The organism is Schauerella aestuarii (genome assembly GCF_009866805.1).
Taxonomy (GTDB): Bacteria; Pseudomonadota; Gammaproteobacteria; order Burkholderiales; family Burkholderiaceae_B; genus Schauerella; species Schauerella aestuarii.
In genome coordinates this window covers 42959-68143 of the sequence record NZ_SIZW01000040.1, presented here as the reverse complement: position 1 = coordinate 68143, position 25185 = coordinate 42959, and the positions used below count along the sequence as shown (strand labels likewise).

Below are 25185 nucleotides of genomic sequence, written 5' to 3'. Positions count from 1 at the left end.
ATGCCGGTTGGAACGTTTCATATGTTTGTTTTTTTCGAAGATGACGGCCAATTCAAGGCCGGGCATATCCTGTCCGAAACGGACGCCAGTCTGCAGATCGAGTCCGAGACCGGCAAGCGCAGCAAACTCAAACGCAGCAATACGCTGTTCACGTTTTCCGCGCCTGACGCCGCCGCGTTGATGGCACAGGCCAATGACGCCGCTGCCGAACTCGACATTCCCTTCCTGTGGGAAGTGGCGCCACAGGAAGAATTCGACGCGCAGGAGCTTGCCCTTTCCTATTTCGGCCACACGCCGAGTTCGGTCGAGCACGCCGCGGTCATCATGCGGCTGCACAGCGCCCCCATCTATTTTCATCGCCGAGGCCGCGGCCGTTATCGTCCGGCGCCGCCCGACATCCTCGAAGCCGCGCTCGCCGCGCAAGAAAAGAAGCAACGTCAGGCAGAGCAGCTCGAAGAATGGGTCGAAGCCATGGCCACGGGTACGCTGCCCGAGCCGATCGCCCAGGTGGCCGAGTCGCTGGTCGTTCGCCCCGACAAGAACACCATGGCGTGGAAGGCGCTGGAAGCCGCCTGCGCCCGCACGCGCAAGCGGCCCGATCGCCTCCTGCTGGACCTGGGCGCCTGGCCGCATGCGCTGGCACTGCATCAACGTCGCTTCCTCGCGGTCAACTTCCCGCGCGGCCTGGCCTTCCCGCCGGTAGAAGTGCCGCCCGTCACGCAAGACCTGCCGCTATCCGATGCCGAGATCTATTCGATCGACGATGTGACCACGACCGAGATCGACGATGCCCTGTCGGTAACGGTATTGGCCGACAACAAGGTCCGCGTGGGGATTCACGTCGCGGCGCCCGGCCTGTCGGTCACGCGCGATAGCGAACTCGACCAGCTTGCGCGCGCGCGGCTGTCGACCGTATACATGCCGGGCGACAAGATTCCGATGCAGCCCGACGAGGTCATCGCGGCGTTTTCGCTCGACGCCGGGCGGGCTGTGCCCGCGCTATCGCTATATGTGACGGCCGATCTGGACACCGGCGACATCACGGCAACGGAAACGAAGGTCGAGCGCATCACCGTTCGCGAAAACCTGCGACACAATCATCTGGATGGCGCCGTGACCGAAGCGGCGCTCGACGATGAACATGCAGCGATGCCCTATGCCCATTGGCTGCGCCCCCTGTGGCGTTTGGCCACAGCACTCTCGCGCAAGCGTGAAGAAGTGCGCGGCAAGCCCGAAAACAACTCACGGGTGGAATACAGCTTCTACCTGGATGGGGATCCTAACGATCCCGATACGCCCGTTCGCCTGGTGCCGCGCCAACGCAACGCGCCGTTGGACCGCATGGTGGCCGAGTACATGATCCTCGCCAACAACGTATGGGGTGGCCTGCTGGCCGAAACCGGATTGCCGGGCATCTATCGCTCGCAGCAAGCCGGACGCGTACGCATGAGCACGCAAGCGCTGCCGCATGAAGCCATTGGCGTTCCCCAATACGCCTGGTGCACGTCGCCTCTGCGTCGCTATGTGGATCTCGTCAATCAATGGCAGTTGATCGCGGCGGTCGAGCATGGCGTATCGGCGCGACTGGTGGCCCCTTTCAAACCGCGCGATGCGGATTTGTTTGCCATCATCAGCGCCTTCGAAACGCAGTACGCCGCCTGGGCCGATTTCCAGAACGGCATGGAACGCTACTGGTGCCTGCGTTGGGTTGCGCAACAAGGGCTCACGCGCACGACGGCGTCCGTGCTGCGCGACGATCTCGTGCGCCTGGGCAATGCCCCGCTCGTCACACGCATCTCCGGCATGCCGGCATTGCCGCGCGGCACCGAGGTCGACATCGAGATCTTCGGCGCGGATGAGTTGGCGCTCGAACTGGACGCAGCCTACCGTGAGACACGCGCCGATCAGTCCGGCGCGCCCTCCGTCTCCCTGGCGGCGGATCTCGCCGAGAGCGGTGCCGAAGAGGTAGGCGCCCCCGCCGGCCTGGATCAGGACCCCGAAGTACTGGCAGCGAAAGCCGATGGCGCGCCTGTCGACTCGCCCGATGGCCACTCCGACGACGCCACGGCGATCGATGCCGCGATGCCTGCTGCCGCGGCGGCACCGGTCAATGCACGCGACGCGGCGGCGGATACTGCCGAAGATGCTGCCCAAGCGCGTCCGGCTTAGAATGCCGATGTGCAAACGTTAGACTTTTCCCTCTCGACGACGGACAGGCACGCCCGCGAACGCCGGGCGCGGGCACTGTCGACACTGTGGATCGCGTTGGCGGTGTCGCTCGGGGTACATGCCGGGTTGCTCGCCTGGCACAGCGGTGGTGGACCGCGACCGGCGCTGGCCGACAACACGCTCGAAGTCGCCATCGTCAACGCCCGTACCGACACCGCCCCGCCGCAGAGCACCCTGCAGGCACAGGTCAATGTGGATGGTGGCGGCACTGCGCAAACGGGGTTTGCCGCGTCGGCCCTGCCCCGCACGGACGACTCGCCCGACAGCATCGTGCTGGAGGCGCTGCGTAAACGCCAGGCCGAGCTGGAAGCCGAGCGCACGCGCCTGCTGACCCAATTGGCGCCCACGGCGCGCGCTGCACCCGATGCGCCCCCCGCCGACGATACGCCCGAGACCGCAGGCAGCGGTGGGGATAACGACGCCGATCAGGCCGCACGGATTCAAAACGCCCGGCTTGCCGCCCTCGCGCCACAGGAAACCGTGGGCAACCAGGCGCCTCGGCGCACCGTCGACGCTCCGGCGGCGGTCGCCGCCGCGCAGGCCGCTTATGTAGCCGCCTGGCGCAGCCGGGTCGAAGCTGTCGGCACAGCCCATTACCCCGACAGCGCCGGCGGCAGGCTCTACGGCTCGCTACGCATGACCGTCACACTCAATGCCGACGGCAGTATCGCCAACCTGACCATCGACCGCCCGGCGGCCTCCCCGGCGCTGAATCAGGCGGCACGACGCATCATTCAGTTGGCCGCGCCGTTCGACCGTTTTCCCCCGGCGCTGGCCAGCCAGGCGGGTACGCTTTCGATTACGCGCACGTGGCATTTCGTTAACGAGACGCTCGACATGCGCGCCCAATGACCGATCCTGCCATGACTGCTGCCGCAAAACCCGATTCCGCCTCCACGGCTACCACCGCCTGCGCCACCACGACGCAAACGCCATCGATGGGCACCGCCGCCGTGGCTCACACGGGCCGCATCATCGATGCCCCCCATGCCGGCGCCGTCGCACGCTTCGCCGTTATCGGCCACCCCGTCACGCACAGCCGTTCGCCCGATATCCATGCCGCGTTCGCCGCGCAAACGGGCATCGCGCTGTCGTACGACCGGCGCGACGCGCCGGAGGACGCCTTTGTGCCCTCGGCCACAGCATTCTTCGAGGCGGGCGGCACGGGGCTGAACGTGACGGTGCCGTTCAAGCATGAGGCCTTCGCCCTGGCCGGTTCGCGTTTGAGCGAACGGGCCCAGCGTGCCGGAGCCGTCAATACGCTCTGGATGGAAGCCGACGGCGTGCACGGCTGCAACACCGACGGCATCGGGCTGGTTGCCGACCTGCGACGTCTTGGGCGGCAACTCGAGGGCAAGCGCATCTTGATGGTCGGTGCCGGCGGCGCTGCCCGCGGCGTGCTGCATCCCTTGCTGGCCACCGGCTGCGCCGCCCTGCATGTCGCCAACCGCACGCCGGCCCGGGCGCAGGCGCTGGCCGCACTCGACGACAGCGGCCGCGTCACTGCGGGCGACCTGGCCTCAGCTGCGCAACCCGAAGGCTGGGATATCGTGATCAATGCCAGCGCCAGCAGCCTGGGGGACGCGCCCCCGGATCTGCCCGCCGGCCTGTATGCGCCGGGCGCCCTGGCTTACGACATGATGTACGGTGCGCAACCCACGCCCTTCATGCGTCAGGCCACGGCCGACGGCGCCCATGCCGCAGCCGACGGCCTCGGCATGCTGGTTGGGCAGGCGGCCGAGAGCTTCTTCATCTGGCACGGCATCCGGCCCGACCCGGCGCCGGTGCTCGACGCGCTGCGTCGATCGTTGGGCAAGCGCGCCTGATGGCCCGGCCCGCACGTTCGATGGCGGTACGCAATGCGCCCGGCGGCGGCAAACCGCGCCGCTCATGGCTGCGCATCGCGACCGGCGTGTTGATGGCATTCGCCATCCTCATCATCGCCTATCAGTTGTGGCTGTTTTGCCGCGTCGTTTGGTACAACTACCAACCGCCCAGCAGCAGCGCCGTCATGCGCGACGAACTTTCGCGCTTGCGCGAGACCAATCCCGATGCGCAATTGCAATACACCTGGGTGCCCTACGACAAGATCAGTACGTCGCTCAAGCGTGCGGTGATCGCCTCGGAAGACACGGGCTTCACCGAGCACGAAGGCGTGGAGTGGGATGCCGTGCGCAAAGCCTGGGAGTACAACCAGGCCCAGGCCGAGCTCGCGCGCGCCAAGATACGGGGCGGCTCGACGATCACGCAGCAATTGGCGAAAAACCTTTTTCTTTCGGGTTCACGCACCTATGTGCGCAAGGGCCAGGAACTGGTGCTCGCCTACATGATCGAACATGTCATGTCCAAGGAACGCATTCTGGAACTGTATTTGAACGTGGCCGAGTGGGGGGTGGGCGTTTTTGGCGCCGAGGCCGCTGCCCGGCATTATTACAAGACTTCTGCGGCGCAGCTCAACGCCGCGCAGGCTGCGCGGCTGGCCGTCATGCTGCCCAATCCGCGTTACTACGATAAACGCGGTGTGACAACCTACTTAGGCAACCGCAGCGGCACGATTCAACGCCGCATGCGCATGGTCGATATACCCTGACCCGACCCTGCAGGATTTGTTAAGCTGCAACGTTGGGCGTCACCTTCCTTCTCATTCGATTCATGCGTACTGCTCGCCGCTATCTGGCTCGCGAAATCTACCGCTCAAGCACCGTCGTCATTCTGGCTTTGCTGGGGCTGTTTACCTTTTTCGCACTCGTCGACGATCTCGATAACGTCGGCGACAAGTTCACCGTGCTGGCCCTGTTGTACATGCAGGCGCTGGCGGTGCCCACACGGCTCTACGACCTGCTGCCCATCGGGCTGTTGATCGGTTCCATCCTGGCGCTCGCAGGGCTTGCCCAACGCAACGAACTCGTCATCCTGCGGGTATCCGGCGTGAGTGGCATGCGACTCATGGTGATGCTCTGGGTGGTCACGATCCCGGCCATGATCTTCGCCACGCTGCTCTCGGAATACGCCACACCGTGGGCAGAGATCAAGAGCGGCGAGGCGAGCCTCGAGTACCGCGGCCGCGCAGGCGGCGGTCAGATGGTCAGCGGCTATTGGTTCAAGGAACCCACAGCAGAAGGCGGCACCCGCATCATCAACGTGGCCAAGCTCCTGGCCAGCGGTCAGGTGTCCGGCGTCAATACGTACGAATTCGACAAAGGTCAGCAGTTGCTTTCAATGTCCGTCGCCGAGCGCGGCCGGTTCAATGACGGCAAGTTCGTGATGGAGAACGTCACCGCCAATCGGCTCAAGCCCAATGCCATCGATGCGTTGAGCGATGCCGAACCCGATCGCGAAACATTGCTGTCGGTCGATCGTGTGCCCAATATTGCATTCGGCAGTTCGCTGACCGGCGAGCGCCTGCTCGCGCGCGTGCTGACGCCTGAGCGAATGTCGATGGCCACGTTGATCGACTACATCGATTATCTCCACGTCAACCAGTTGTCCTCGGAGCGACAAGTGGTCGCACTGTGGCGCAAGCTCGTCTATCCCTTCACGCTGCTGGTGATGATGACGATCGCGGCGCCCATTGCCTTCATGCAAACCCGCCGTGGCGGCGTCGGCGCCAAGGTGTTCGTCGGCATCCTGTTGGGCGTGGGCTTCTTCATGATCAACCAGTTGGCCCTGAACGTAGGCATGCTCAGCAAGTGGCCGCCCTGGGTGACGGCGATTGGCCCCAACGTGGGCGCGTTGTTGCTGGCGCTGGGTGCGCTGACCCGCATGGAATCCCGGCACGCCATCGCCAATCTGGTGCAGCGCCGCTGGCCGTGGAGAAAGGCTGCCGTATGACGTCAAGTATCTGGATGATTGGCGACATACAAGGCTGCTGCGATTCCCTCGATCAACTGCTGGCACATCCCGACATCGCCGCCGATCCCGACGCGCGCTTCTGGTTTGCCGGCGACCTCGTCAATCGCGGCCCGCGGTCGCTGGCGTCACTGCGCCGCATCAAGGCGCTGGGCGACCGCGCCGTGGCGGTACTGGGCAATCACGATCTGCATCTGCTGGCCGCCGCCGCCGGCGTACGCCGGCCCGGCAAATCGGACACCATCGACGACATCCTGCGCGCACCCGATCGCAATGAGCTGATCGACTGGTTGCGCAACCGGCCGTTGGCCCACTTCGCGCAAGGACACCTGCTGGTGCATGCCGGCACCCTGGCCAAATGGGATGTGGACAAAACCCTCGCGCTTGCCGGCGAAGTGCAGGAGGCATTGCGCGGTCCGAACTGGCAGAAAGTGCTCCAGAAGATGTACGGCAACGGACCGGTCAACTGGAAGGACGATTTCAAGGGCAGCAAGCGCCTGCGCGTGATCATCAATGCGTTCACCCGCATGCGGCTATGCACGCCGTCGGGTCACATGGAGTTCGACACCAAGGTCGCTCCGGGCGCGTGGCCGGCAGGGCTGGTGCCGTGGTTCGACGTGCCGCGGCGCGCCACCAAAGACATCACCGTCGTTTTCGGCCATTGGTCGACGTTGGGGCTGATGATTCGGTCGGACGCCATCTGCCTGGACACCGGCTGCGTATGGGGCGGACAGCTCACGGCCATGCGCCTGCAAGACCACAAGCTGGTGCAAATCGAATGCGAATCCTCACTGGATCCGCACGACCATTGATTGCGATACGGGTCGCGACGGCGACAACCTGCAGATCGGTCGGCGCATTGCCCGCCGATGCATCCGACATCAACGGTTAAGACCGCGCGCGATCGCTTGGCGTGCGCGTTCCGCCAGTATCGCGCGGGGCGCCACAGCGGCGGCGGACGGCGCGGTCGACGGCGATTGCGGCGATGCCGTTGCCGGCGGCCTGACCGGCGCCCCGTCCACACTCAGATCGAGCGGCGGCAGATAAATGATGTCGACCGACAGCCCCCGCGATCCCAGCACGCGCCAAAGATTGGCCACCAGGGTTTCCTCGCCCACAAATGCGGCCGTACTGCTGCGCTTGCCATGCTGGCGAAACTGCATCGCCAGCGGCTGCACCGGCACCGACGCAAACCGCACTGGTTCAAACAAACTGGCGTGAAACGGCAGCAGATCCTCGCCCAGCGAGGTCGTACCTTCAGGGAACAATCCCAGTGCCTCGCCCTGCGCAAAACGCGCTTGCATGGCTTCGCTTACCGCGTGCACGGCATGACGCTGACCGCGCTGAATGAAGAGTGTGCCGGCCCCTGCCACCAGGTATCCGATCACCGGCCAGGCCCGAATCTCGCTCTTGGCGATGAAGGCTGTGGCCCGCACCGAATTCATCACGAAAATATCGATCCACGATACATGATTGGCCACGTACAGCACCGGGCCCTCCATGATGGGCGTCCCGGCGGCGCGCACGCGGATGCCGCACACGCCCAGCAACAGCCGCGACCACCGGCGATTCAGGCGGCAACGCCCCCTGACGCTCAAGAGCGGATACACCACAGCCACACACAACAACCCCACGACGAGGAGCGGCAACAGAAAGGCCATACGGGCCACGAACCACACAACGCTCATTGCGCCGCCCGCCATACACATTCTCCATGGATATACGTCGCCGTGACGCGGCCGGTCATCGGCATGCCGGAAAACGGCGTGCGCCCGTAAAAGGCCGCGCCGGTTGCTGCGCCTGTGGCACCACCTGCGGCGCCGCCATCTGGCTCGCCGGCAGGCACCAACCAGAAATCATCGATATCGAAAAGGCAGAAATCCGCCGGCACGCCTACCTCCAGCCGTCCCGCGCGCGGCAAGGCCGGTTGGGTGGCGGCCACCACGGCCGCCGGGCCGATCGTAATCCTGGCCAACGCCTGCACTGGCGACACGCCGGTTTCCCGCGCCCACTTGAGCACCAGCGACGCCAGCAGCGGGCCGTCGGCCGCGCCTGCGGCGGCATACGCAAACGGCGCGTCGGCGTGCTCGGGCGGCACAACACGATGATGCGAGCACACGGCATCGATGGTGCCGTCGGCCACCCCCGCGCGCAGCGCATCGCGATCGCGCGATCCGCGTAACGGCGGATCGAGCCGGTAACGCGGGTCGTAGAACCCGATGTCCAGGTCGATCACATGCAGGTGGTGAGCTGCGACATCGCAGGTTACCGGCAACCCTTCGCGCTTGGCCTCGCGCACGAGCGCCACCCCTTCTGCACTGGTGATCTGCGACAGGTGCACACGCGCGCCCGTGTCGCGTTGCAGTGCGAAGATTTGTGCCAACGCCAGGGTCTCGGCAACGACCGGCACGCTGTCGAGGCCCAGTCGCGCCGCATAAGCGCCCGCCCCCCCCACGCCACCCTGCGCCAACGCCGCATCGACCGGCGGCAGCCACAGCGCCCCGCCCAATCCGCGGGCGTATTGCATCGCGCGCCAAAGCACATGCGGATCGATGACAGCGCTGCCAGTGCGCTCGGCGCGGGAAGGCTCGCAGTCGGCGATGTCAGACCGGTCCTTGCCGCCGCCGTTGAGACCGCTGCGAGCATCGGCACGCATCGGTGGGGTTCCATGCCGTCCAGGCACGGGCCTGCCCGGCGACCAGGCGATGCAACCGGACTGCCGCAGTCTGCCGAAATCGGACAGGTGCTGGTTTGACACATCGGCGCACATCGGCCCCACAGGCAATAACCGGGGCGCCATCGTCCGATGCGGCGTTGCTGCTGCAGATGACGCAAACACAGCGCCGGCGGCAACGCCTACCGCCACGGTCGTAATGCCACCTGCAAACGCGCCCAGCCAATCGTTTGCCGGCCCCGGGGTGAAGGAAAGATCCACCAGGCCCGGCAGCACGCAGAACCCGGTCGCATCGATGCGCCGATCCGCCTCAAAACCTGAAGGCGGCTTGCCGACACCGACGATTACCCCATCGGCAATCCAGATGTCCGCCACGGCATCCAAACCGCTTGCCGGGTCGATCACACGGCCACCCGCAACGTGCGTCCTCATGCGCCGGCCTCCCGGGCCCAAATCCCTTTGCCAGCGTGCACAGCTGTGTCGCTCTCGCGTGCTGTCATGTTTCGCCTTCGACGAGGGTCTGCAGGACCGCCAGGCTCACGCCGCGGCCCCAGTCATCCAGAGGCAGCGGCGTCACGTCATCGGCAACCTCCAATCTGCACCCAAGCCCATCGGCGAGCAGCACGACCGCGGCCGGGCAGGCAGCGGTCAGGCGCGCCCGCGACACGCCATACTGCGTGCGGTATTCGCAAGCCGAGAGGTGTCGCGACGGCTGACCGTGAACAGGTGCCATGGGAAGCACGACGACCACATCCGCGCCAACCAAGGCCGCATCCACATCGACATAAGCCTGTACCCCAAGCGCGGCACTCACTTCGGGTGCCAGCGTGGGCGGGGTGGCCAGCCGCACTTCCGGCACGCCCAGGGTCGTCAGAATATGCAGACAGGAGCGCCCGGCCGCGCTGGCGTTCAGATTGCCGACCAGGGTTACGGTCAACGCTGTCAGATCGGGCAAGGCCCGCCGCAGCGCGGCCACCATCGTCAATCCAGAAACAGGATCCTCGTGCGCGCCATCGCCGGCATTGACGATATGCCGCGGCCCAGGCGTGCGCCGGGCGGCCCAATGCGCAGCGCCACTCGCACGGTGCCGCATCACGAGCAGATCGAGGTCGCTCAGTGCGGGATTGTCTGGTGCGGGATGATCTGTCGGCCACTGCTCAACCCGCGCCCCCAGTAACGCCGCCGCGTCTGCCAGACGCGACATCGAGTCCTCGCGAGATTGCCCAGGGTCGTCGTCACGCCCTGCAACGGCCCCGCCAGCGCCCAAGCCATCACGCGGCAACGCCGCACCCTCCTCACGCCACAGCGCCACCCGCCAGTGCGACAGCGGGATGTTCGAATCGGCACGCAAACGCCCGTCGGACCCCATGCGCCGGTCAGCCGCATCGAGCAGCGCCGTAAGCAACGCGCGCGACAATCCTTCGGTCGACAGAAGATGGACCAACCGACCTTGACGATTCAGTTGCGGGTTGAGCATGCGGACAGCAATGGTTTAAGCGGCGGGCAAGGCGTCGAAGTAACGTTGCAGAATAATAGCCGCTGCCACGGCGTCATCCGGTGCGTGGCTGCCCAGTATCGACTGGGCCTCCATGCTCGACCCCCGCTCATCCACGAGCACCACCGCCAGGCCGTAGCGGCCATGCAGTTGGTTGCCGAACCGCCGGGCGCGCTTGGACGCCGGCTGTTCATCCCCCTCGGTCGTGAGCGGCAAGCCGACCACGATCCGTTGGGGTTGCCACTCGGCCAAAAGTTGCTCGATTCGCGCAAAGCGCGGCGCCTGCGCCTCACCCTTGATGATTTCGAGCGGACGCGCGTGCGAGGTTAGAGTATTGCCGATCGCCACGCCGATTTTGGTCTCGCCGTAGTCGAACGCCAGCAACGTTTCTTCAGGCATGGCCCGCGTCACCCGTCAACATCACGGGATCGAAGCCCAGCAACTTGAGTGCAGCGGGATAACGCTCGTCGGGCGGCACATCGAAAATGATGTGCAGATTGGCCGAGACATTGAGCCAGGCATTCTGCGCCATTTCATTTTCGAGCTGGCCCGCACCCCACCCGGCGTAACCGAGGGTGACGAGCATGCGGGCCGGCCCACTGCCTTCGGCTACGGCCTGCAGCACGTCGCGTGACGTGGTCAACGCCAGATCGCCCAGCTTGATGCTGGAGCTGTAGTCGCCGGCAGGCGCATGCAGCACGAAGCCGCGATCGGTTTGCACCGGGCCGCCGAAAAATACCGGCGAATCCTTCACCGGGGCGATTTCTAGTTCGAGATCGATGCGCTCAAACAGCGTGCCCAGCGTGAGGTCGGTAGGCCGGTTGATCACCAGCCCCAGAGCGCCCTTGGGCGTGTGTTCGCAGACATAGATGACAGTTCCGGACAAACTGCCCTCGACCATCCCCGGCATCGCCATCAAAAACTGATTCGACAGATCGATAGGCACGGCAGTGGTGTCTTCGGTGGTGCATTGTTCGGTCATGGCAACCTCTACGACAGCGGTAGTAGCATGGCGCAGAAGGCAATTTCCGCGCCCGCGATCAAATTTCCATCAGTTCAAAGTCTTCCTTGCGCGCGCCGCACTCAGGACAGACCCAGTTGGGCGGGACGTCGGCCCAGCGGGTGCCGGGGGCAATGCCCTCTTCCGGCAAACCTGCCTCTTCGTCGTACACCCAACCACAAATCAGACACATCCACGTTTGCATAGTTCTCTCTAGCGTTCAAATCGGTTCATACCGCCGCGCGCGGCACGATCCCGGGGCCGATCATTTAGAATGGGGGCAATCTTACCGAAACCCAATAGGGAATGTCCTGATTACCTGCGGGCTATTGCCGTAGATCAAGACATACCCACTTCGCATTCGCCGTGACTTCCGCCACTCCTCCCCTTGCATTGATCTTCGGCCCTGTCGACCCCTCCGGGTCGGACGGTATCCCTGCGGACGCCGTCACCACTGCGCAATTGGGGTGCCATAGCCTCGTGGCCGTGACCGCCCTTACCGTGCAGGACACCGCTGCCACCGAAGATGTTCAGCCCGTCGCGCCCGACTTTCTCGACGATCAGGCGCGTTGCCTGCTCGAAGACATGTCCGTGCAAGCGATCAAGGTGGGTGGCGTTTATACCACTGAGACGGCCAGCGCAATTGCCCAGGTGGCCGCCGACTACAGTCAGGTACCCCTGGTGCTGCACCTGGGCCATCGCATGCCATTGCCCGTGGATGCCGCCAGCCAGGACGACGCCGAGGATCTGCTGGCCGCCACGCTCGAACTGCTGCTGCCGCAGGCCGATGTGGTGGTGATCGAGTCGATTCGGCTCAATCAGTGGATCGCCGACGGCCATATCGACGCGTCGGATCTGGCGACGCCGATGCACGCCCTGCAGGCGGCGGGCGCCGACTGGGTGCTGGCACTCGGCAGCCAGCAACGCCCGGGCCATCGTGCCCACACGCTGATCGGTCCCGACGGCCAGACGCATACCTGGGCCTGGCAATTGCCGCCCGAGCGCAATGCCGACGTCGGCGGCGTACTGGCAGCCGCTCTCACCGCACGACTGGCGCATGGCGACGAAATGCCGCAAGCGGTCGAACGTGCCATTGCCTATGCCGACCGCACGATCGGCATCAGCTTTTTGCCGGGCATGGGCCATCGCGTGCCCAATCGCCTGGGCGACACCGAGCCCGGAACTTCCGAATGACCCAAACGCCGCTGCCGTCCGATCGCCCGACCCCACTGCGTTTCCCAGGCGGCCTGTATGGCGTGACGCCAGGCTGGGAAGACACCGACCGGCTGGTGGCTGCCGTACGCGCCGCAGCCGCCGGCGGCATGCGATCGCTGCAATACCGCAGCAAGCATCCCGACCGGGCACTGCGCATGGCCCAGGCACAGGCCCTTCGCGCCGTGTGCTCCGCGCTGGACGTGGTGTACCTCGTCAATGACGAATGGGCCATCGCGCTGGCCGTGGGCGCCGATGGCGTTCATCTGGGCCGCGACGATGGCGACATCGAGGCGGCACGCACCGCGCTCGGCCCCGACGCCATCGTGGGCGTTTCCTGCTACGACGATCTCGATCGTGCCCGCGCCCTGCTCGTGGCCGGTGCCGATTACATCGCGTTCGGGGCGGTGTACCCCTCCACCGTCAAGCCTGGCGCGCCGCGCGCCACGCTCGACATCCTCCGTCAGGCGCGCGACTTGGTCGCCCACCTGCCCGCGCTGCGGCCCGCCGTGGTGGCGATCGGCGGCATCACGCCCGACAACGCCGCGCCGGTGGCGGCCGCCGGTGCCGATGCGCTGGCTGTGATCACGGGCCTGTTCGATGCGCCCGACATCACCGCCGCCGCGCGCCGATTGGCCGCGGCCTGCGCTTAACCTTCAGAAACTGACTGCCCTATGCCTACCAACGTTGAACTGTTCGAACGCGCCTGCCTGACCATTCCCGGTGGCGTCAACTCGCCCGTGCGCGCCTTCAAGTCCGTCGGCGGCACGCCGCGCTTCATCGCCCGCGCGCAAGGCCCGCATATCTGGGATGCCGAAGGCAAACGCTATATCGACTACGTCGGTTCCTGGGGCCCGGCCATCCTGGGCCATGCCCATCCGGACGTGGTGCGGGCCGTGCAGGAAGCTGCGGTGCATGGCTTGTCGTTCGGCGCGCCCACCGAGGCTGAAGTCACCCTCGCCGAAACGCTGGTCGCCCGCCTGCCTTCGATGGACAAAGTGCGTCTGGTGAGCTCGGGCACGGAGGCCACGATGTCGGCCATCCGCCTGGCGCGCGGCGCCACCGGCCGCACCAAGATCATCAAATTCGAAGGCTGCTATCACGGCCACGCCGATAGTCTGCTGGTCAAGGCCGGCTCGGGGCTGCTCACTTTCGGCAATCCCACATCGTCCGGCGTGCCGACTGAATTCGTCGCGCACACCATCGTGCTCGATTACAACGATCTGCCTGCCGTCGAACAAGCCTTCATCGAATACGGTGAAGAAATCGCCTGCATCATCGTGGAGCCCATCGCCGGCAACATGAACCTCATTCAGCCGATCGCGGGCTTCCTCGAAGGCCTGCGCACGCTGTGCACGCAGCACGGCGCACTGCTGATTTTCGACGAAGTCATGACGGGTTTCCGTGTGGGTCCGCAAGGCGTGCAGGGCCGCTCGGGCGTCACACCCGACATCACCACGCTGGCGAAAGTCATCGGCGGTGGCATGCCCGTGGGAGCCTTCGGCGGGCGCGCCGACGTGATGGCGCATATCGCGCCATTGGGTACGGTCTACCAGGCGGGCACGCTGTCGGGCAATCCGGTCGCTGTGGCGGCTGGACTGGAAACGCTGCGCCTGCTGGCCGAACCGGGTTTCTACGAACATCTTTCAGCCCAGACCGCGAAGCTGGCCCATGGCCTGCAGGCGGCGGCACGCGACGCCGACATCGTGATGTGCGCCGATAGCGTGGGCGGCATGTTCGGCATTTACTTTACCGAGAACGTGCCCACCACCTTCACGCAAGTGTCGGCCTGCGACGTGGAGGCGTTCAAGCAGTTCTTCCACGGCATGCTCGATGAAGGCGTGCACTTCGCGCCGTCGGCATTCGAAGCCGGCTTCGTATCGGCCACGCATGACGACAGCGTGATCGACGACACGCTGGCCGCCGCCACGCGCGTTTTCGCGAAGATGAAGCAAGCCTGACGCAGCCGGGGCGTGTTTGCGCCAGGTTGCTTCTGCCGCCTGCGATTACGCGTCGCCGCCCTGATGATTGGCGGGCGGCACCACCGCCGTCACTTCGATCTCAACCCGCGCACGATCTTCGATCAGATCGGCCACTTCCACGGCCGTCATCGCCGGAAAGTGCTTGCCCAGCAGCGCACGGTAGTGCTTGCCGATCTCGGGGTACGCGTTCACGTACTCTTCCTTGTCCTTCACGTACCACGTCATGCGCGTGATGTGCTCAGGCCGCGCACCGCCCACTGCCAGAATGTCGACGATGTTCTGCAACGTCTGACGGGTCTGTTCGGCGAAATCGTCGCTTTCGAATTGCTGTTGCCCGTTCCAACCGATCTGGCCACCGACGAAAATCAGGCGCGAACCCACGGTCATGTCGGTCGCGATCCCATTGGCGTAGCCGCGCGGTGCGAGCCAGTCGGGGGGTTGCAGTTTCATCATAGAAGTTCCGTTAAAAGCCGCCGGCCGCCACGGATGCCATCGCATCCGCACCCGGCTCGACAAATGGGGTGAGCGCTTGCCGCAAATCTTCCGGCAAGCGTATGGAGCGCATCGTCTCCAGATCGATCGTCACGATGGTGAGTTGCGCTTCCAGCCGCGTCTGGCCCTCGGGTGACGCAAAGCGCACCTTCAGTCCGATGGCCGCACCGCCGAGGCTGGTCACGGTCATCGATTGATGCAGCACGTCGTTCCATCGACTGGGCGCCTTGAAGTCGCACTGCACCGAGGCAAGCGGGGTGCCGATCTTGCGTCCCACGTGCAAGGCATGAAACGAGGCGCCCAAGCCGCGATCGAAAAACGCTTCGACGAAATCGTTGATCATTTCGAAGTAACGCGGATAGAACACGATGCCTGCCGGATCGCAGTGGCGAAACGCCACCGTCATTTCGGCGGTGAACGGTGATCGACTCATGCCGAGGCCATCGCGGTTTGACGCAACGTAAAGCGTTGCAGCTTGCCGGTCTCGGTGCGCGGCAGCGCGTCCACGAACGCGATGGCGCGCGGATACTTGTAGGGCGCGATTTCGGCCTTGACGAAGTCCTGCAGCGCCTTGACCAGCGCCGCATCGCCGTCGATACCCGGCTTGAGCACCACGAACGCCTTCACCACCTGCCCGCGCTCTTCGTCGGGCAAGCCCACCACGCCGCATTCGGCCACGGCGGGATGACGCAACAGCGCATCTTCCACTTCGGGGCCGGCGATGTTGTAGCCGGCCGAGATGATCATGTCGTCATTGCGCGCCTGGTAATACAGATATCCATCGGCATCCTGTACGAAGGTGTCGCCGGGCAGATTCCAACCGTCGCGCACGAATTTGCGTTGGCGGTCGTCATCGAGATAGCGGCAACCGGTGGGACCCTTGATCGCCAGGCGGCCAGGCGTGCCGTGCGGCACCGGCTGCATATCGTCGTCGACCACCTGCGCAATGTAGCCGGGCACGACCTTGCCGATCGCCCCGCGCCGCACCTCGGCCTCGCTGCTCGACACGAACACGTGAATCATCTCGGTGCCGCCGATGCCGTCGATCATCTCGATGCCGCTGGCCCCTTTCCACAACTGCCGCGTGGCGTCGGGCAAGGCTTCACCGGCCGACACGCTCTTCTTCAATGACGACAGATCGTATTGATCCACCAGGCCCGCCATCTGACGATAGAACGTGGGCGCGGTAAAGACGATCGTCGCACGAAAATCCTGGATGGTTTGCAGCAAGCTCGCCGGCGCCAGCTTCTCCGACAGGATGGCCGATGCGCCCACGCGCAGCGGAAAGCACAGCAATCCACCCAAGCCGAACGTGAACGCCATCGGCGGCGTGCCGCACACGATGTCGTCCGGTCCCATGCCGATCACGTGCTTCGGAAAGAGATCGCACATCGCCAGCACGTCGCGATGAAAATGCATGCAACCCTTGGGCTTGCCGGTCGTGCCGCTCGTGAACGCAATCAGGCACACATCGTCGGCCGCCGTATCGCAGGGCGTGAAATCGTCGGACTGCGCTGCGGCCAAGGTGTCCAGCGAATCAGGGCCGGCATCGTTGAACAGCACCAATTGCGTGAGTTGCGGGCAATGATATTCGTGCGCCGCATCGCGGCAAAAGAAGGCTTCGTTCTGCAACGAGGCATCGCACAACACGGCCTGGATCTCGGCCTTGTCGATGATCTGCTTGAGCTCCTTGGCCCGCAGCAACGGCATCGTCGGCACGGTCACCATGCCTGCCTTGATCGCGCCCAGCCAGGCCGCCGCCATCATGGGATTGTTCGGGCCGCGCAAAAGCACGCGGTTGCCGGGCACCAGACCCATCGGGCCCACCAGCACCTGGGCGATGCGATTGGTGAGCGCTTTGAGTTCGGCGTACGTCATCGCCTTCATCTGGCCGGCATCCCGCCAGCGCAACGCCACGCGCGCGCCATTGCCCTGCGCGACCATGCTGTCGACAAGTTCGGCCGCGCAGTTCATGCGCTCGGGATAGGCCACATCCGGGCTATCCAGCAACAGCTCCGGCCAATCGCCCCGATCCGGCAAGTGATCTCTGGCAAACGTATCTTGATGAGCGGAAACAGCCATGACAAACCCCTTGTATAGACGACGCGTTCATGCGCGTCAGTTCTTGAGTAGCTCGCGTGCAATGATGAGTTTCTGCACCTCGGTCGCGCCTTCGTAAATGCGCAGCGACCGGATTTCCCGATAAAGCCTTTCCACGATGGCGCCGCTCACCACACCGGCCCCGCCAAACAATTGCACGGCGCGATCGATCACCTGTTGCGCCGATTCAGTCGCCGTCATCTTGGCCATCGCCGCTTCGCGCGTGGTACGCACGCCCTGTACGTCGCGCATCCACGCGGCGCGATAGGTGAGCAGCGCCGAGGCGTCTACGGCTGTGGCCATGTCGCCCAACGCGGCTTGCGTGAGTTGCAGATCGCCCAAGGTTTGGCCGAACATGCGGCGCGACCGCGCGCGGCCGACCGACTCGTCCAGCGCGCGGCGGGCGAAACCCAACGCGGCCGCGGCGACCGAGGCACGGAAGATGTCCAACGTCATCATCGCCAGCTTGAAGCCCTGCCCGGCGTCGCCCAACAGATGCGTTTTGGGCACGCGGCAGTTGCGAAACTTAAGCGTCGCCAGCGGGTGAGGCGCGATCACGTCGATACGCTCCGACGCATCCAGGCCCGGCGTATCGGCATCGACCACGAAGGCGCTGATGCCGCGGGCACCCGGGGCTTCGCCGGTGCGGGCAAACACGCAATAGAAGTCCGCGATGCCACCGTTGGAAATCCAGGTTTTTTCGCCATCGAGCACGTAGTGATCGCCATCCAGCCTGGCCGCGCAACTGAGCGCCGCCACATCCGATCCGGCTTCGGGTTCGGACAACGCGAACGCGGCGATGGCCTCGCCACGCGCCACGCGCGGCAGATAGACTTCGCGCAAGGCGTCGGATCCGCCCAGGGAAATCGCACCGCTTCCCAGCCCTTGCATCGCGAATGCGAAGTCGGCGAGACCATCGTGCCGGGCGAGCGTTTCGCGCAGGATGCACACCATGCGCGAGTCGATGGCACCCAAGGCGCCGCCCCATGCGCCACCGGGACCGGCCGCCACGGCATAGCGCAGCCAGCCGGCATCGCCCAACGAGCGCACCAGATCGCGGCACGCCTGATCGGTATCGCGATGATCGACGTGGGCGAGCGCGTGGCCGGCCCAGGTGTCGAGTTCCCGCGCCACGCTGCGATGGCGGTCGTCAAAGAACGGCCAATCCTGCCAGGTGGTGTCGGCCATGATCAGTTTCCTTCGAAGACGGGCTTGCGCTTGGCGACGAACGCCTCATAGGCCCGATGGAAATCGCGCGTCTGCATGCAGATCGCCTGCGCTTCGGCTTCGGCTTCGATGGCCTCGTCCACACCCATGGCCCATTCCTGATGCAGCAGTTTCTTGGTGACGCCGTGTGCGAAGGTGGGGCCGGCGGCAATCGATGCCGCCAAGGTTTGCGCAGCACCCAGCACATCGGCTTGCGGCAGCACCTGATTGAAAAAACCCCAGGCGAGGCCTTCATCCGCCGTCATGGCGCGCCCGGTATACAGCAGTTCGGACGCGCGGCCCTGACCGATCATGCGCGGCAGCAGCGTGCACGCGCCCATATCGGCGCCGGCCAATCCTACCCTTGTGAACAGGAACGCGGTGCGGGCATCGGTCGCGCCGATGCGCAGATCCGAACCCAATGCCAGCATGGCCCCTGCGCCCGCGCAGATGCCATCGACGGCGGCCACGATGGGCTGCGGGCAAGCGCGCATCGCCTTGACCAGATCGCCCGTCATGCGCGTGAAATCGAGCAGCTCAGGCATCGTCATGCGCGTGAGCGGACCGATGATTTCATGCACGTCGCCGCCGGAGCAGAAGTTGCCGCCAGCACCCGCCAGCACCACCACCTTGATATCGGTGGCGTAGACGAGGCTGCGAAACAGATCGCGCAGTTCGGCATACGACTCGAAGGTAAGCGGATTCTTGCGCTCGGGCCGATTGAGCGTGATCGTGGCCACCTTGCCATCGGCCGAGACGTCCCACAGAAACGTCCGCGCCGGATAGCCGGCCAGCGGTTGCTTGTGGTGCGCCATCGTGTGCGTCTCTTGCGTCTGGGTCATCCTGGTCTCCTCGATTGGTTGAGCGTGGTGGGCGCGCCGCCCGCCATCTAGCCCGTCATCACTTCGCCGCCATCCACCGAAATGGACTGGCCGTTGACAGCCATGGCGGCCGGCAGGCACAGCCACGCCACGGTTTGTGCGACGTCGTCGGGCTGTACCAGCTTGCCTTGCGGATTGCGTTGGGCGAGTTGCGCGCGGGCGGCCTCTTCGGTCATGCCCGTCTTGCCCATGATATTGGTGACCGCATCGCGCACGATATCGGTTTCGGTATATCCGGGGCACACCGCATTGACGGTCACGCCCTTGCGCGCCACTTCAAGCGCCAGCGCGCGCGTCATGCCGATCACGCCGTGCTTGGCGGCGCAATAGGCGCTCACGTACGCGTAGCCGATCAGCCCGGCGGTGCTGGCCACATTCACCACACGCCCCCATTGCTGCGCCAGCATCCCCGGCAACACAGCCTGGGTGCAGTGAAACGTGCCCGTAAGATTGACGGCCAGCATGGTGTCCCATACCGAGGCGTCCATGCGGTCGAATCGTTCGCTCACCGCCTGGCCGGCGTTATTGACCAGCACGGCGATCGGGCCGAATGCCTCGGCGGCCGCATCGAACGCCTGACGCACGCTGGCGGCATCGACCACATCGCACGCGGCTGCCTGCACCTGTCCGAGCGGTGCAAGGTCGGCCACGGCGCGATCGAGCGTGCCACGATCCCGGCCCACCAATGTGACGGCTGCGCCATGCGCCAGCAGATGGCGCGCGATGGCCATGCCGATGCCCTTGCCGCCGCCAGTGACCACGGCGTGACGGCCGGCAAGCGGTGGGGAGGCTGACGGGGCCGTACCCGTGTGGGTTGCGGCCACCGCACCCTGATTGTTCTCGATCGATGTGGACGAAGAAATCATTTGGCCTCCGGCGCCGTTTGCGCGGCGCGCTGGAAATTCACCTCCAATTGCCGGCGGCCCGCCTCATACTGCTTCGGCCAGGTCACGTCCGGCGCTCCCACCCGGGCGGCTTCCCGCAACGTCCACGCGGCATCCGCCAGATGGGGCCGAGCGATCGCGCACAGATCGGCGCGACCCGACGCAATGATGCCGTTGACGTGATCGGCTTCGAAGATCGCACCCACGGCCATCGTCGGAATACCCGCTTCGTTGCGTACCCGATCGGAAAACGGCGTTTGGTACATGCGGCCGTACACAGGCTTCTGCGCGGCGCTCACCTGCCCCGACGAGCAATCGACCATGTCCACACCGGCCGCCTTGAAGCGGCGGGCGATCTCGACCGCGTCGTCGGCGGTGATGCCGCCTTCCACCCAATCGTGCGCCGAGATCCGCACCGACATCGGCAATCTTTCGGGCCACACCGCGCGCAAGGCCGCGAAAATCTCGAGCGGATAGCGCAACCGGTTATCCAGGCTGCCACCGTAGTCGTCATCGCGATGATTGGTGATGGGCGAGATGAACGACGACAGCAGATAGCCATGCGCGCAATGCAATTCCAGCCAGTCGAAGCCGGCGTCGGCTGCCCGTTTGGCAGCGGCCACGAAATCATCGCGCACGGCATCCATATCGGCCCGCGTCATGGCGCTCGGCACCTGCGACACGCCTTCCATGTACGGAATGGGCGACGCCGAGAGCAAGGGCCAGTTGCCGGTCGCAAGCGGATAGTCGATCTTGTCCCAGCCCAGTTGCGTCGACCCCTTGCGGCCCGCATGCCCCAACTGAATCCCGATCTTGGCATCGCTTTGGCCGTGCACGAAATCGACGATGCGCTTGAACGCATCGCGCTGCGTGTCGTTCCACAACCCCGGGCATCCCGGCGTAATGCGCGCGTCGGGCGACGTGCAGGTCATCTCGACCATGATCATGCCCGCGCCGCCAAGCGCACGGCTGCCGAGATGCACCAAATGGAAATCGCCCGGTACGCCGTCTTCGCACGAGTACATCGCCATCGGCGAGACCACGATGCGATTCTTGAGTCGGGTCGAACGCAGCGCAAACGGCGTGAGCATCGGCTGCGGCGCACGCGCGCCGTCCGGCAAATCCTGCCCGGCATTGCGCGCGATCCACGCTTCGTAACCCTCGAGCCAGGCGGCATCGCGCACGCGCAGATTCTCATGCGAGATACGTTGCGAACGCGTCAACAACGAATAGGCAAATTGTTCGGGTGCGAGGCCCGCATAACGTTCGACGTTCTCAAACCATTCGGTCGAGTTGCGGGCCGCGTTCTGAATCTTGAGCACTTCCACACTGCGCACGGCTTCGTACTCGCTCAAGGCCTCGCGCACATCGCGTCCCAGCTGCGCCATGCGGCGCGCGAGTTCGATTGCGTCTTCGAGCGCGAGCTTGGTGCCCGAGCCGATGGAGAAGTGTGCGGAGTGGGCAGCGTCGCCCATCAGCACCACCGGCACATCGCGCACGCCAGACCCCGTTTGCAGGCTGTGCCAATGCACCCAGCGCTTGCAGATCACGCGCGGGAAGCGAATCCAGCTGGCCGAGCCGCGCAAGTGCTTGGCATTGGTCATCAGGGCGTGACCATCGAGCCACGGCGCAAACAGTTTTTCGCAATACGCGATGCCGTCTTCCTGACTCATCGCCTCGATGCCCGCAGCACGCCAGGCGTCCTCAGTCGTTTCGACGATGAACGTCGACAGCCCCGGCTCGAAGCGATAAGCGTGCGCCTGAAACCAACCGTGCTCCGTCTGCACGAAGGCAAACGTGAACGCGTCGAAGACCTTGTGCGTGCCCAGCCAGACAAAGCGGCACAGCCGTTGATCGATATCGGGTTCGAACGACGGCAGATAGGCGGTGCGCACGCGGCTGTTGATGCCATCGGAGGCGATCACGAGATCGGCGTCGTACTGCAGCGCCACATCGCGATCGTCTTGCGCATCGGTTTCGAACACCAGTTCGACGCCGACTTCTTCGCAGCGGGCTTGGAGAATATTGAGCAGCTTCTTGCGGCCGATGCCGATGAAACCGTGGCCACCGCTGCGGATGCTCTGGCCCTTGAAGTGGATCTCGATATCGTCCCAATGATTGAACGCCGCCGCGATTTCCTCGGCGGACACCGGATCGGCGATGCGCAGGTTGGCCATCGTCGCATCGGAAAACACCACGCCCCATCCGAACGTGTCGTAGGGCTTGTTGCGCTCCAGCACCACCACCCTGTTGGCGGGATCCTGCAGCTTCATCAGCAATCCGAAATACAGGCCGGCGGGGCCGCCCCCGATGCACACGATATTCATGGCTAGCTCGCTTCGATGACGCCGCACATCCCACGCGCTCTGGGCGACGATTATTTAAACCTGGATAGTTTAGGCTTGAACTATATACACGTTCCAACCCTCCCGCAACCCGGGTTTTCGCCTAACGGCCACGCGTCAAAAAGGGATGTCTACGCCCCGGGCCGTTGCGCCAGCCAGCGCTCCAGATCCGGGGCGGGGAGCGCCGGCGAAAACAGAAATCCCTGCACGGCATCGCAGCCGAGATCGGCCAGAAAATGCCGTTGCGCCTCCGTCTCGACACCTTCGGCCACCACCTTCAGATTCAGGCTTTCGCCGATACGCACAATGGCGCTGGCGAGCGCCCGCGACGGTGCGTCCGACTCGATGCCCACCACGAAACTGCGGTCCAGCTTCAGCTCATGCACCGAGAGGCGGCGCAGATGGCCCAGGCTCGAATAGCCCGTGCCGAAGTCGTCCATCGAGAGCCGCACGCCAGAGGTCGTCAGGCGAGCGATCGTATCCATCGTGTCGGGATTGCTGTCCAGCAGCACGCTTTCGGTAATCTCCAACGTCAGGTCCGACGGGGTCAGCCGATAGCGCCGCAGCGCCGCCTCGATCGTGGCTTCCAGATCGGAGCGATGGAAATTGGTGGGCGACAGATTCACCGATACCGTCGGTACCGCGACGCCACGTGCGCGCCAGTCGGCCAACTGCCGGCACGCGGTGCGAATCGCCCACTCGCCCAGCGCGCCGATCAGGCCGCACGCCTCGGCCAGAGGCACGAATCGCGCCGGCGACAACTCGCCCAGTTCGGGATGGCGCCAGCGCGCCAGCGCCTCCACGCCATACAGCACGCCATCGCGCATGCGAATCTGCGGTTGGTAGTGCAATTGCAGCCCTTCGTTCTCCAGCGCCTGCCGCAAGGCACCTTCGAGTGCATGGCGCTCCTGCGAGATCTGATTCATTTCCGGGCTGAAGAAGCGCACGCAGGCGCGTCCATCGGCCTTCGCCTGCACCATTGCCATATCGGCATGCCGCAGCAGCGCGGGCAGATCCTGTCCGTTGTCGGGAAAGAAACTCACACCTACGCTGGCCGTGGGGCGCAGCACAGCCGGCCCCACGTCGAACGGCCGTGTGAGTTCGGCCGTCAAGTGACGCGTCACGACCTCGATGCCATTCACGTCGCACTGCGGCAGCACGACCAGAAACTCGTCGCCCGACATGCGGCCGACGATGTCGCCGCCGCGCAGCACCGCACGCAATCGGCGCGCGACCTCGCGCAGCAGGGCATCGCCTGCGCTCTGCCCGAATTGCTCGTTGACGTGTTTGAAACGGTCGATGTCGATCACCAGCAGCGCCAATGCACCGTTGCGGCGAATCATGTCGTCCACGGCCCGCTCGGCTTCAGCATGCAGATGACTGCGATTGGGCAGTCCGGTCAGGTCGTCGTAATACGCCAATTGCCGAATGCGGGCACGCACATCTTCGCGCTCCAGCGCGAGCGAACACAGATGCAGGCCCACATCCATCAAGCGACGATGAAACGCGTCAGGCGGCGCGTGATCGCGGTAGAAAAACGCCAGCAGACCGATCGTGCGCCCGGCCGCCGTGACGATCGGTCGGGCCGCGCACCCGGTCAGCCCCGCGGCCTCGAACCACTCGCGTTGCGACGCCCATTGCGGGTCGTGGGCGAGGTCGATGGCGCTCAGCGCCTGGCATGACGCGCCGCTCGCGGCCGTCGCCGCCATGGCAGCGGGCTCGAACATACGCAACGCGTCGAGGTATGGCGCCGGCAGGCCCGGCGCGGCAAGCGCCTGCCATTGCCGGTCGCCGTCCAGACGGACGACGGCCGGTTGCAGTTCGGGCGCCAACTGCGCCAGTTCGACGCAAAGCAGCGCCATCACATCGTCGATCGGCTGATCGTCGAAGACGGCTTGCAGAATCCGCCGCTGCAGCACTTCGTAGATTTTGGTGGGCGTGATGTCGGTGAGCACGTCGACGATATTGGCGACGTTACCGTGGTGATCGAGTATGGCGTTCGTCGTGGCCGATACCCAGATGGGCCGCCCGCTCTTGCCGTACAGCAGCAATTCTTCCTGGTGCCCCGGCGGTCTGGAAAGGCGATTGGACAGGTAGCGCGTGGTCGCGGGCTCCACGCGCACGGCGCCGAGCAACTGACCCAACGACTTGCCGCGCACACTCTCGCCGCGCTTTTCCAGCAAGCGCTTGAAACCCTCGTTGGCATACACCACTCGGTCGTCCGGGCTGGAGATCACGACGGCGTTGCCGGCCTCGTCCACGCCTTTGAGCACACGCCGCACCGATTCGCGGCGCCGCACGTCGTCAGTCACGTCGTTGGCGATCTTGATGACGCGTTCAAGCTCGCCGCGGGCGTTCATGATCGGGGTATAGAACGCATCGAGCCACACTTCGCTGCCGTCCTGCCTGGCGCGGCGCACGATGTGGCTGAACGCTTCGCCGCGCTGCATGCTCGCCCAGATGGCGGCTTCGCGGCCGGCCGCGCCCATCGCGGGCGGGCACAGCATATCGTGGGACTGCCCACAGATCTCGTCCAGCCGATAGCCCATGCGGTTCAGGAACGTGTCGTTCGCCCCGACGACGTTGCCTGCCCGGTCGAACTCCAGAATCAGCATCGTGCGATTGATGGCGTCCAGCACTTCGGACCGATCATGCGTGGAAAAGTCTGCTGGGGAAATACGGCTGCACTCTGGCGAATCTTCCTGCATTTCGGCTCTGCCTCGTCAACATGAAACGCACGCTCGAAATCACGGCGCCCCGCTCTCGGTGCGCGGACGACGGAGACGCACACGACAGGCACGCCTCAATCCTCCCGACCGGAGTAAAGCGATTGTAT

22 protein-coding genes and 1 pseudogene are annotated in these 25185 nt (G+C 65.0%); 9 read left to right on the top strand and 14 right to left on the bottom strand.

The annotated features are described in order from the left end of the window. Positions 1 to 21 precede the first annotated feature (21 nt). The 6 genes and pseudogenes from EYW45_RS07090 to EYW45_RS07065 all read left to right on the top strand — a co-directional run. Positions 22 to 1887 (top strand): annotated as a pseudogene (locus EYW45_RS07090) (ribonuclease catalytic domain-containing protein); the annotation flags it as partial. Positions 1888 to 2178: 291 nt separating this feature from the next. Then, the gene (locus EYW45_RS07085; protein ID WP_328703600.1) at positions 2179 to 3081 is read left to right on the top strand and encodes an energy transducer TonB family protein; all 903 of its coding nucleotides are present in this window, start codon (positions 2179 to 2181) and stop codon (positions 3079 to 3081) included. Positions 3082 to 3167: 86 nt separating this feature from the next. Then, positions 3168 to 4055, top strand: coding sequence for a shikimate dehydrogenase (gene aroE / locus EYW45_RS07080; protein ID WP_202444656.1), 888 nt, complete (start codon positions 3168 to 3170; stop codon positions 4053 to 4055). Between the two features lie 20 nt (positions 4056 to 4075). After that, positions 4076 to 4819: a monofunctional biosynthetic peptidoglycan transglycosylase gene (gene mtgA / locus EYW45_RS07075; protein ID WP_161135364.1), complete on the top strand. Its 744-nt coding sequence runs from the start codon at positions 4076 to 4078 to the stop codon at positions 4817 to 4819. 62 nt (positions 4820 to 4881) lie between these two features. Next, entirely contained in the window at positions 4882 to 6060 is a 1179-nt protein-coding gene (gene lptG / locus EYW45_RS07070) for an LPS export ABC transporter permease LptG (protein WP_161134697.1), read from the top strand. After that, positions 6057 to 6890, top strand: a complete 834-nt coding sequence (locus EYW45_RS07065; protein ID WP_161134696.1) for a symmetrical bis(5'-nucleosyl)-tetraphosphatase — start codon at positions 6057 to 6059, stop codon at positions 6888 to 6890. Before lptG ends, EYW45_RS07065 begins: the two co-directional genes overlap by 4 nt. Positions 6891 to 6959: 69 nt before the next feature. Here EYW45_RS07065 and EYW45_RS07060 read toward each other — a convergent pair whose 3' ends face one another. The 6 genes from EYW45_RS07060 to EYW45_RS07035 all read right to left on the bottom strand — a co-directional run bounded on the left by EYW45_RS07060 (position 6960) and on the right by EYW45_RS07035 (position 11452). Next, complete coding sequence (locus tag EYW45_RS07060; RefSeq protein WP_161135363.1) at positions 6960 to 7766, bottom strand: lysophospholipid acyltransferase family protein; 807 nt, start codon at positions 7764 to 7766, stop codon at positions 6960 to 6962. Continuing rightward, positions 7763 to 9184 carry an amidohydrolase family protein gene (locus EYW45_RS07055; RefSeq protein ID WP_161134695.1) on the bottom strand — a complete coding sequence of 474 codons (1422 nt, stop codon included), beginning with the start codon at positions 9182 to 9184 and terminating at the stop codon, positions 7763 to 7765. The genes EYW45_RS07060 and EYW45_RS07055 overlap by 4 nt, the downstream gene beginning before the upstream one ends. 64 nt (positions 9185 to 9248) lie before the next feature. Continuing rightward, entirely contained in the window at positions 9249 to 10229 is a 981-nt protein-coding gene (locus EYW45_RS07050; RefSeq protein ID WP_161134694.1) for an aspartate carbamoyltransferase, read from the bottom strand. A 15-nt stretch (positions 10230 to 10244) separates the two neighbouring features. Further along, positions 10245 to 10646 carry a Holliday junction resolvase RuvX gene (ruvX, locus tag EYW45_RS07045; protein ID WP_161134693.1) on the bottom strand — a complete coding sequence of 134 codons (402 nt, stop codon included), beginning with the start codon at positions 10644 to 10646 and terminating at the stop codon, positions 10245 to 10247. Then, entirely contained in the window at positions 10639 to 11229 is a 591-nt protein-coding gene (locus EYW45_RS07040; protein ID WP_161134692.1) for a YqgE/AlgH family protein, read from the bottom strand. The genes ruvX and EYW45_RS07040 overlap by 8 nt, the downstream gene beginning before the upstream one ends. 58 nt (positions 11230 to 11287) lie before the next feature. Beyond that, positions 11288 to 11452: a rubredoxin gene (locus tag EYW45_RS07035; protein WP_161134691.1), complete on the bottom strand. Its 165-nt coding sequence runs from the start codon at positions 11450 to 11452 to the stop codon at positions 11288 to 11290. Between the two features lie 161 nt (positions 11453 to 11613). On the opposite strand from EYW45_RS07035, the gene thiD reads away from it, so the two are divergent. Genes thiD through hemL form a run of 3 tightly spaced genes read left to right on the top strand, consistent with a single transcriptional unit; the run spans position 11614 to position 14420 of the window. Next, positions 11614 to 12441, top strand: coding sequence for a bifunctional hydroxymethylpyrimidine kinase/phosphomethylpyrimidine kinase (thiD, locus tag EYW45_RS07030; protein ID WP_407924904.1), 828 nt, complete (start codon positions 11614 to 11616; stop codon positions 12439 to 12441). Continuing rightward, the gene (gene thiE, locus EYW45_RS07025; protein WP_161134690.1) at positions 12438 to 13112 is read left to right on the top strand and encodes a thiamine phosphate synthase; all 675 of its coding nucleotides are present in this window, start codon (positions 12438 to 12440) and stop codon (positions 13110 to 13112) included. The genes thiD and thiE overlap by 4 nt, the downstream gene beginning before the upstream one ends. Before the next feature lie 21 nt (positions 13113 to 13133). Further along, a complete protein-coding gene (hemL, locus tag EYW45_RS07020) occupies positions 13134 to 14420 on the top strand; it encodes a glutamate-1-semialdehyde 2,1-aminomutase (protein WP_161134689.1) in 1287 nt (428 codons plus the stop codon). Between the two features lie 45 nt (positions 14421 to 14465). On the opposite strand, the gene EYW45_RS07015 is transcribed toward hemL, so the two are convergent. The 8 genes from EYW45_RS07015 to EYW45_RS06980 all read right to left on the bottom strand — a co-directional run bounded on the left by EYW45_RS07015 (position 14466) and on the right by EYW45_RS06980 (position 25057). After that, entirely contained in the window at positions 14466 to 14894 is a 429-nt protein-coding gene (locus EYW45_RS07015; protein ID WP_161134688.1) for a RidA family protein, read from the bottom strand. Between the two features lie 10 nt (positions 14895 to 14904). Next, a complete protein-coding gene (locus EYW45_RS07010; RefSeq protein ID WP_161134687.1) occupies positions 14905 to 15366 on the bottom strand; it encodes an acyl-CoA thioesterase in 462 nt (153 codons plus the stop codon). Further along, positions 15363 to 17015 (bottom strand): AMP-binding protein, encoded by a 1653-nt coding sequence (locus tag EYW45_RS07005; RefSeq protein ID WP_161134686.1) that lies wholly within the window; start codon positions 17013 to 17015, stop codon positions 15363 to 15365. Before EYW45_RS07005 ends, EYW45_RS07010 begins: the two co-directional genes overlap by 4 nt. A 36-nt stretch (positions 17016 to 17051) precedes the next feature. Beyond that, positions 17052 to 18221, bottom strand: a complete 1170-nt coding sequence (locus tag EYW45_RS07000; RefSeq protein ID WP_161134685.1) for an acyl-CoA dehydrogenase family protein — start codon at positions 18219 to 18221, stop codon at positions 17052 to 17054. 2 nt (positions 18222 to 18223) lie between these two features. Beyond that, positions 18224 to 19081: an enoyl-CoA hydratase family protein gene (locus EYW45_RS06995; protein ID WP_161134684.1), complete on the bottom strand. Its 858-nt coding sequence runs from the start codon at positions 19079 to 19081 to the stop codon at positions 18224 to 18226. Positions 19082 to 19128: 47 nt separating this feature from the next. Then, the gene (locus EYW45_RS06990) at positions 19129 to 19986 is read right to left on the bottom strand and encodes an SDR family NAD(P)-dependent oxidoreductase (RefSeq protein WP_161134683.1); all 858 of its coding nucleotides are present in this window, start codon (positions 19984 to 19986) and stop codon (positions 19129 to 19131) included. Further along, positions 19983 to 22331, bottom strand: coding sequence for a bifunctional salicylyl-CoA 5-hydroxylase/oxidoreductase (locus EYW45_RS06985; RefSeq protein WP_161134682.1), 2349 nt, complete (start codon positions 22329 to 22331; stop codon positions 19983 to 19985). The genes EYW45_RS06990 and EYW45_RS06985 overlap by 4 nt, the downstream gene beginning before the upstream one ends. 149 nt (positions 22332 to 22480) lie before the next feature. After that, positions 22481 to 25057 carry a sensor domain-containing protein gene (locus tag EYW45_RS06980; RefSeq protein ID WP_161134681.1) on the bottom strand — a complete coding sequence of 859 codons (2577 nt, stop codon included), beginning with the start codon at positions 25055 to 25057 and terminating at the stop codon, positions 22481 to 22483. Positions 25058 to 25185 lie beyond the last annotated feature (128 nt).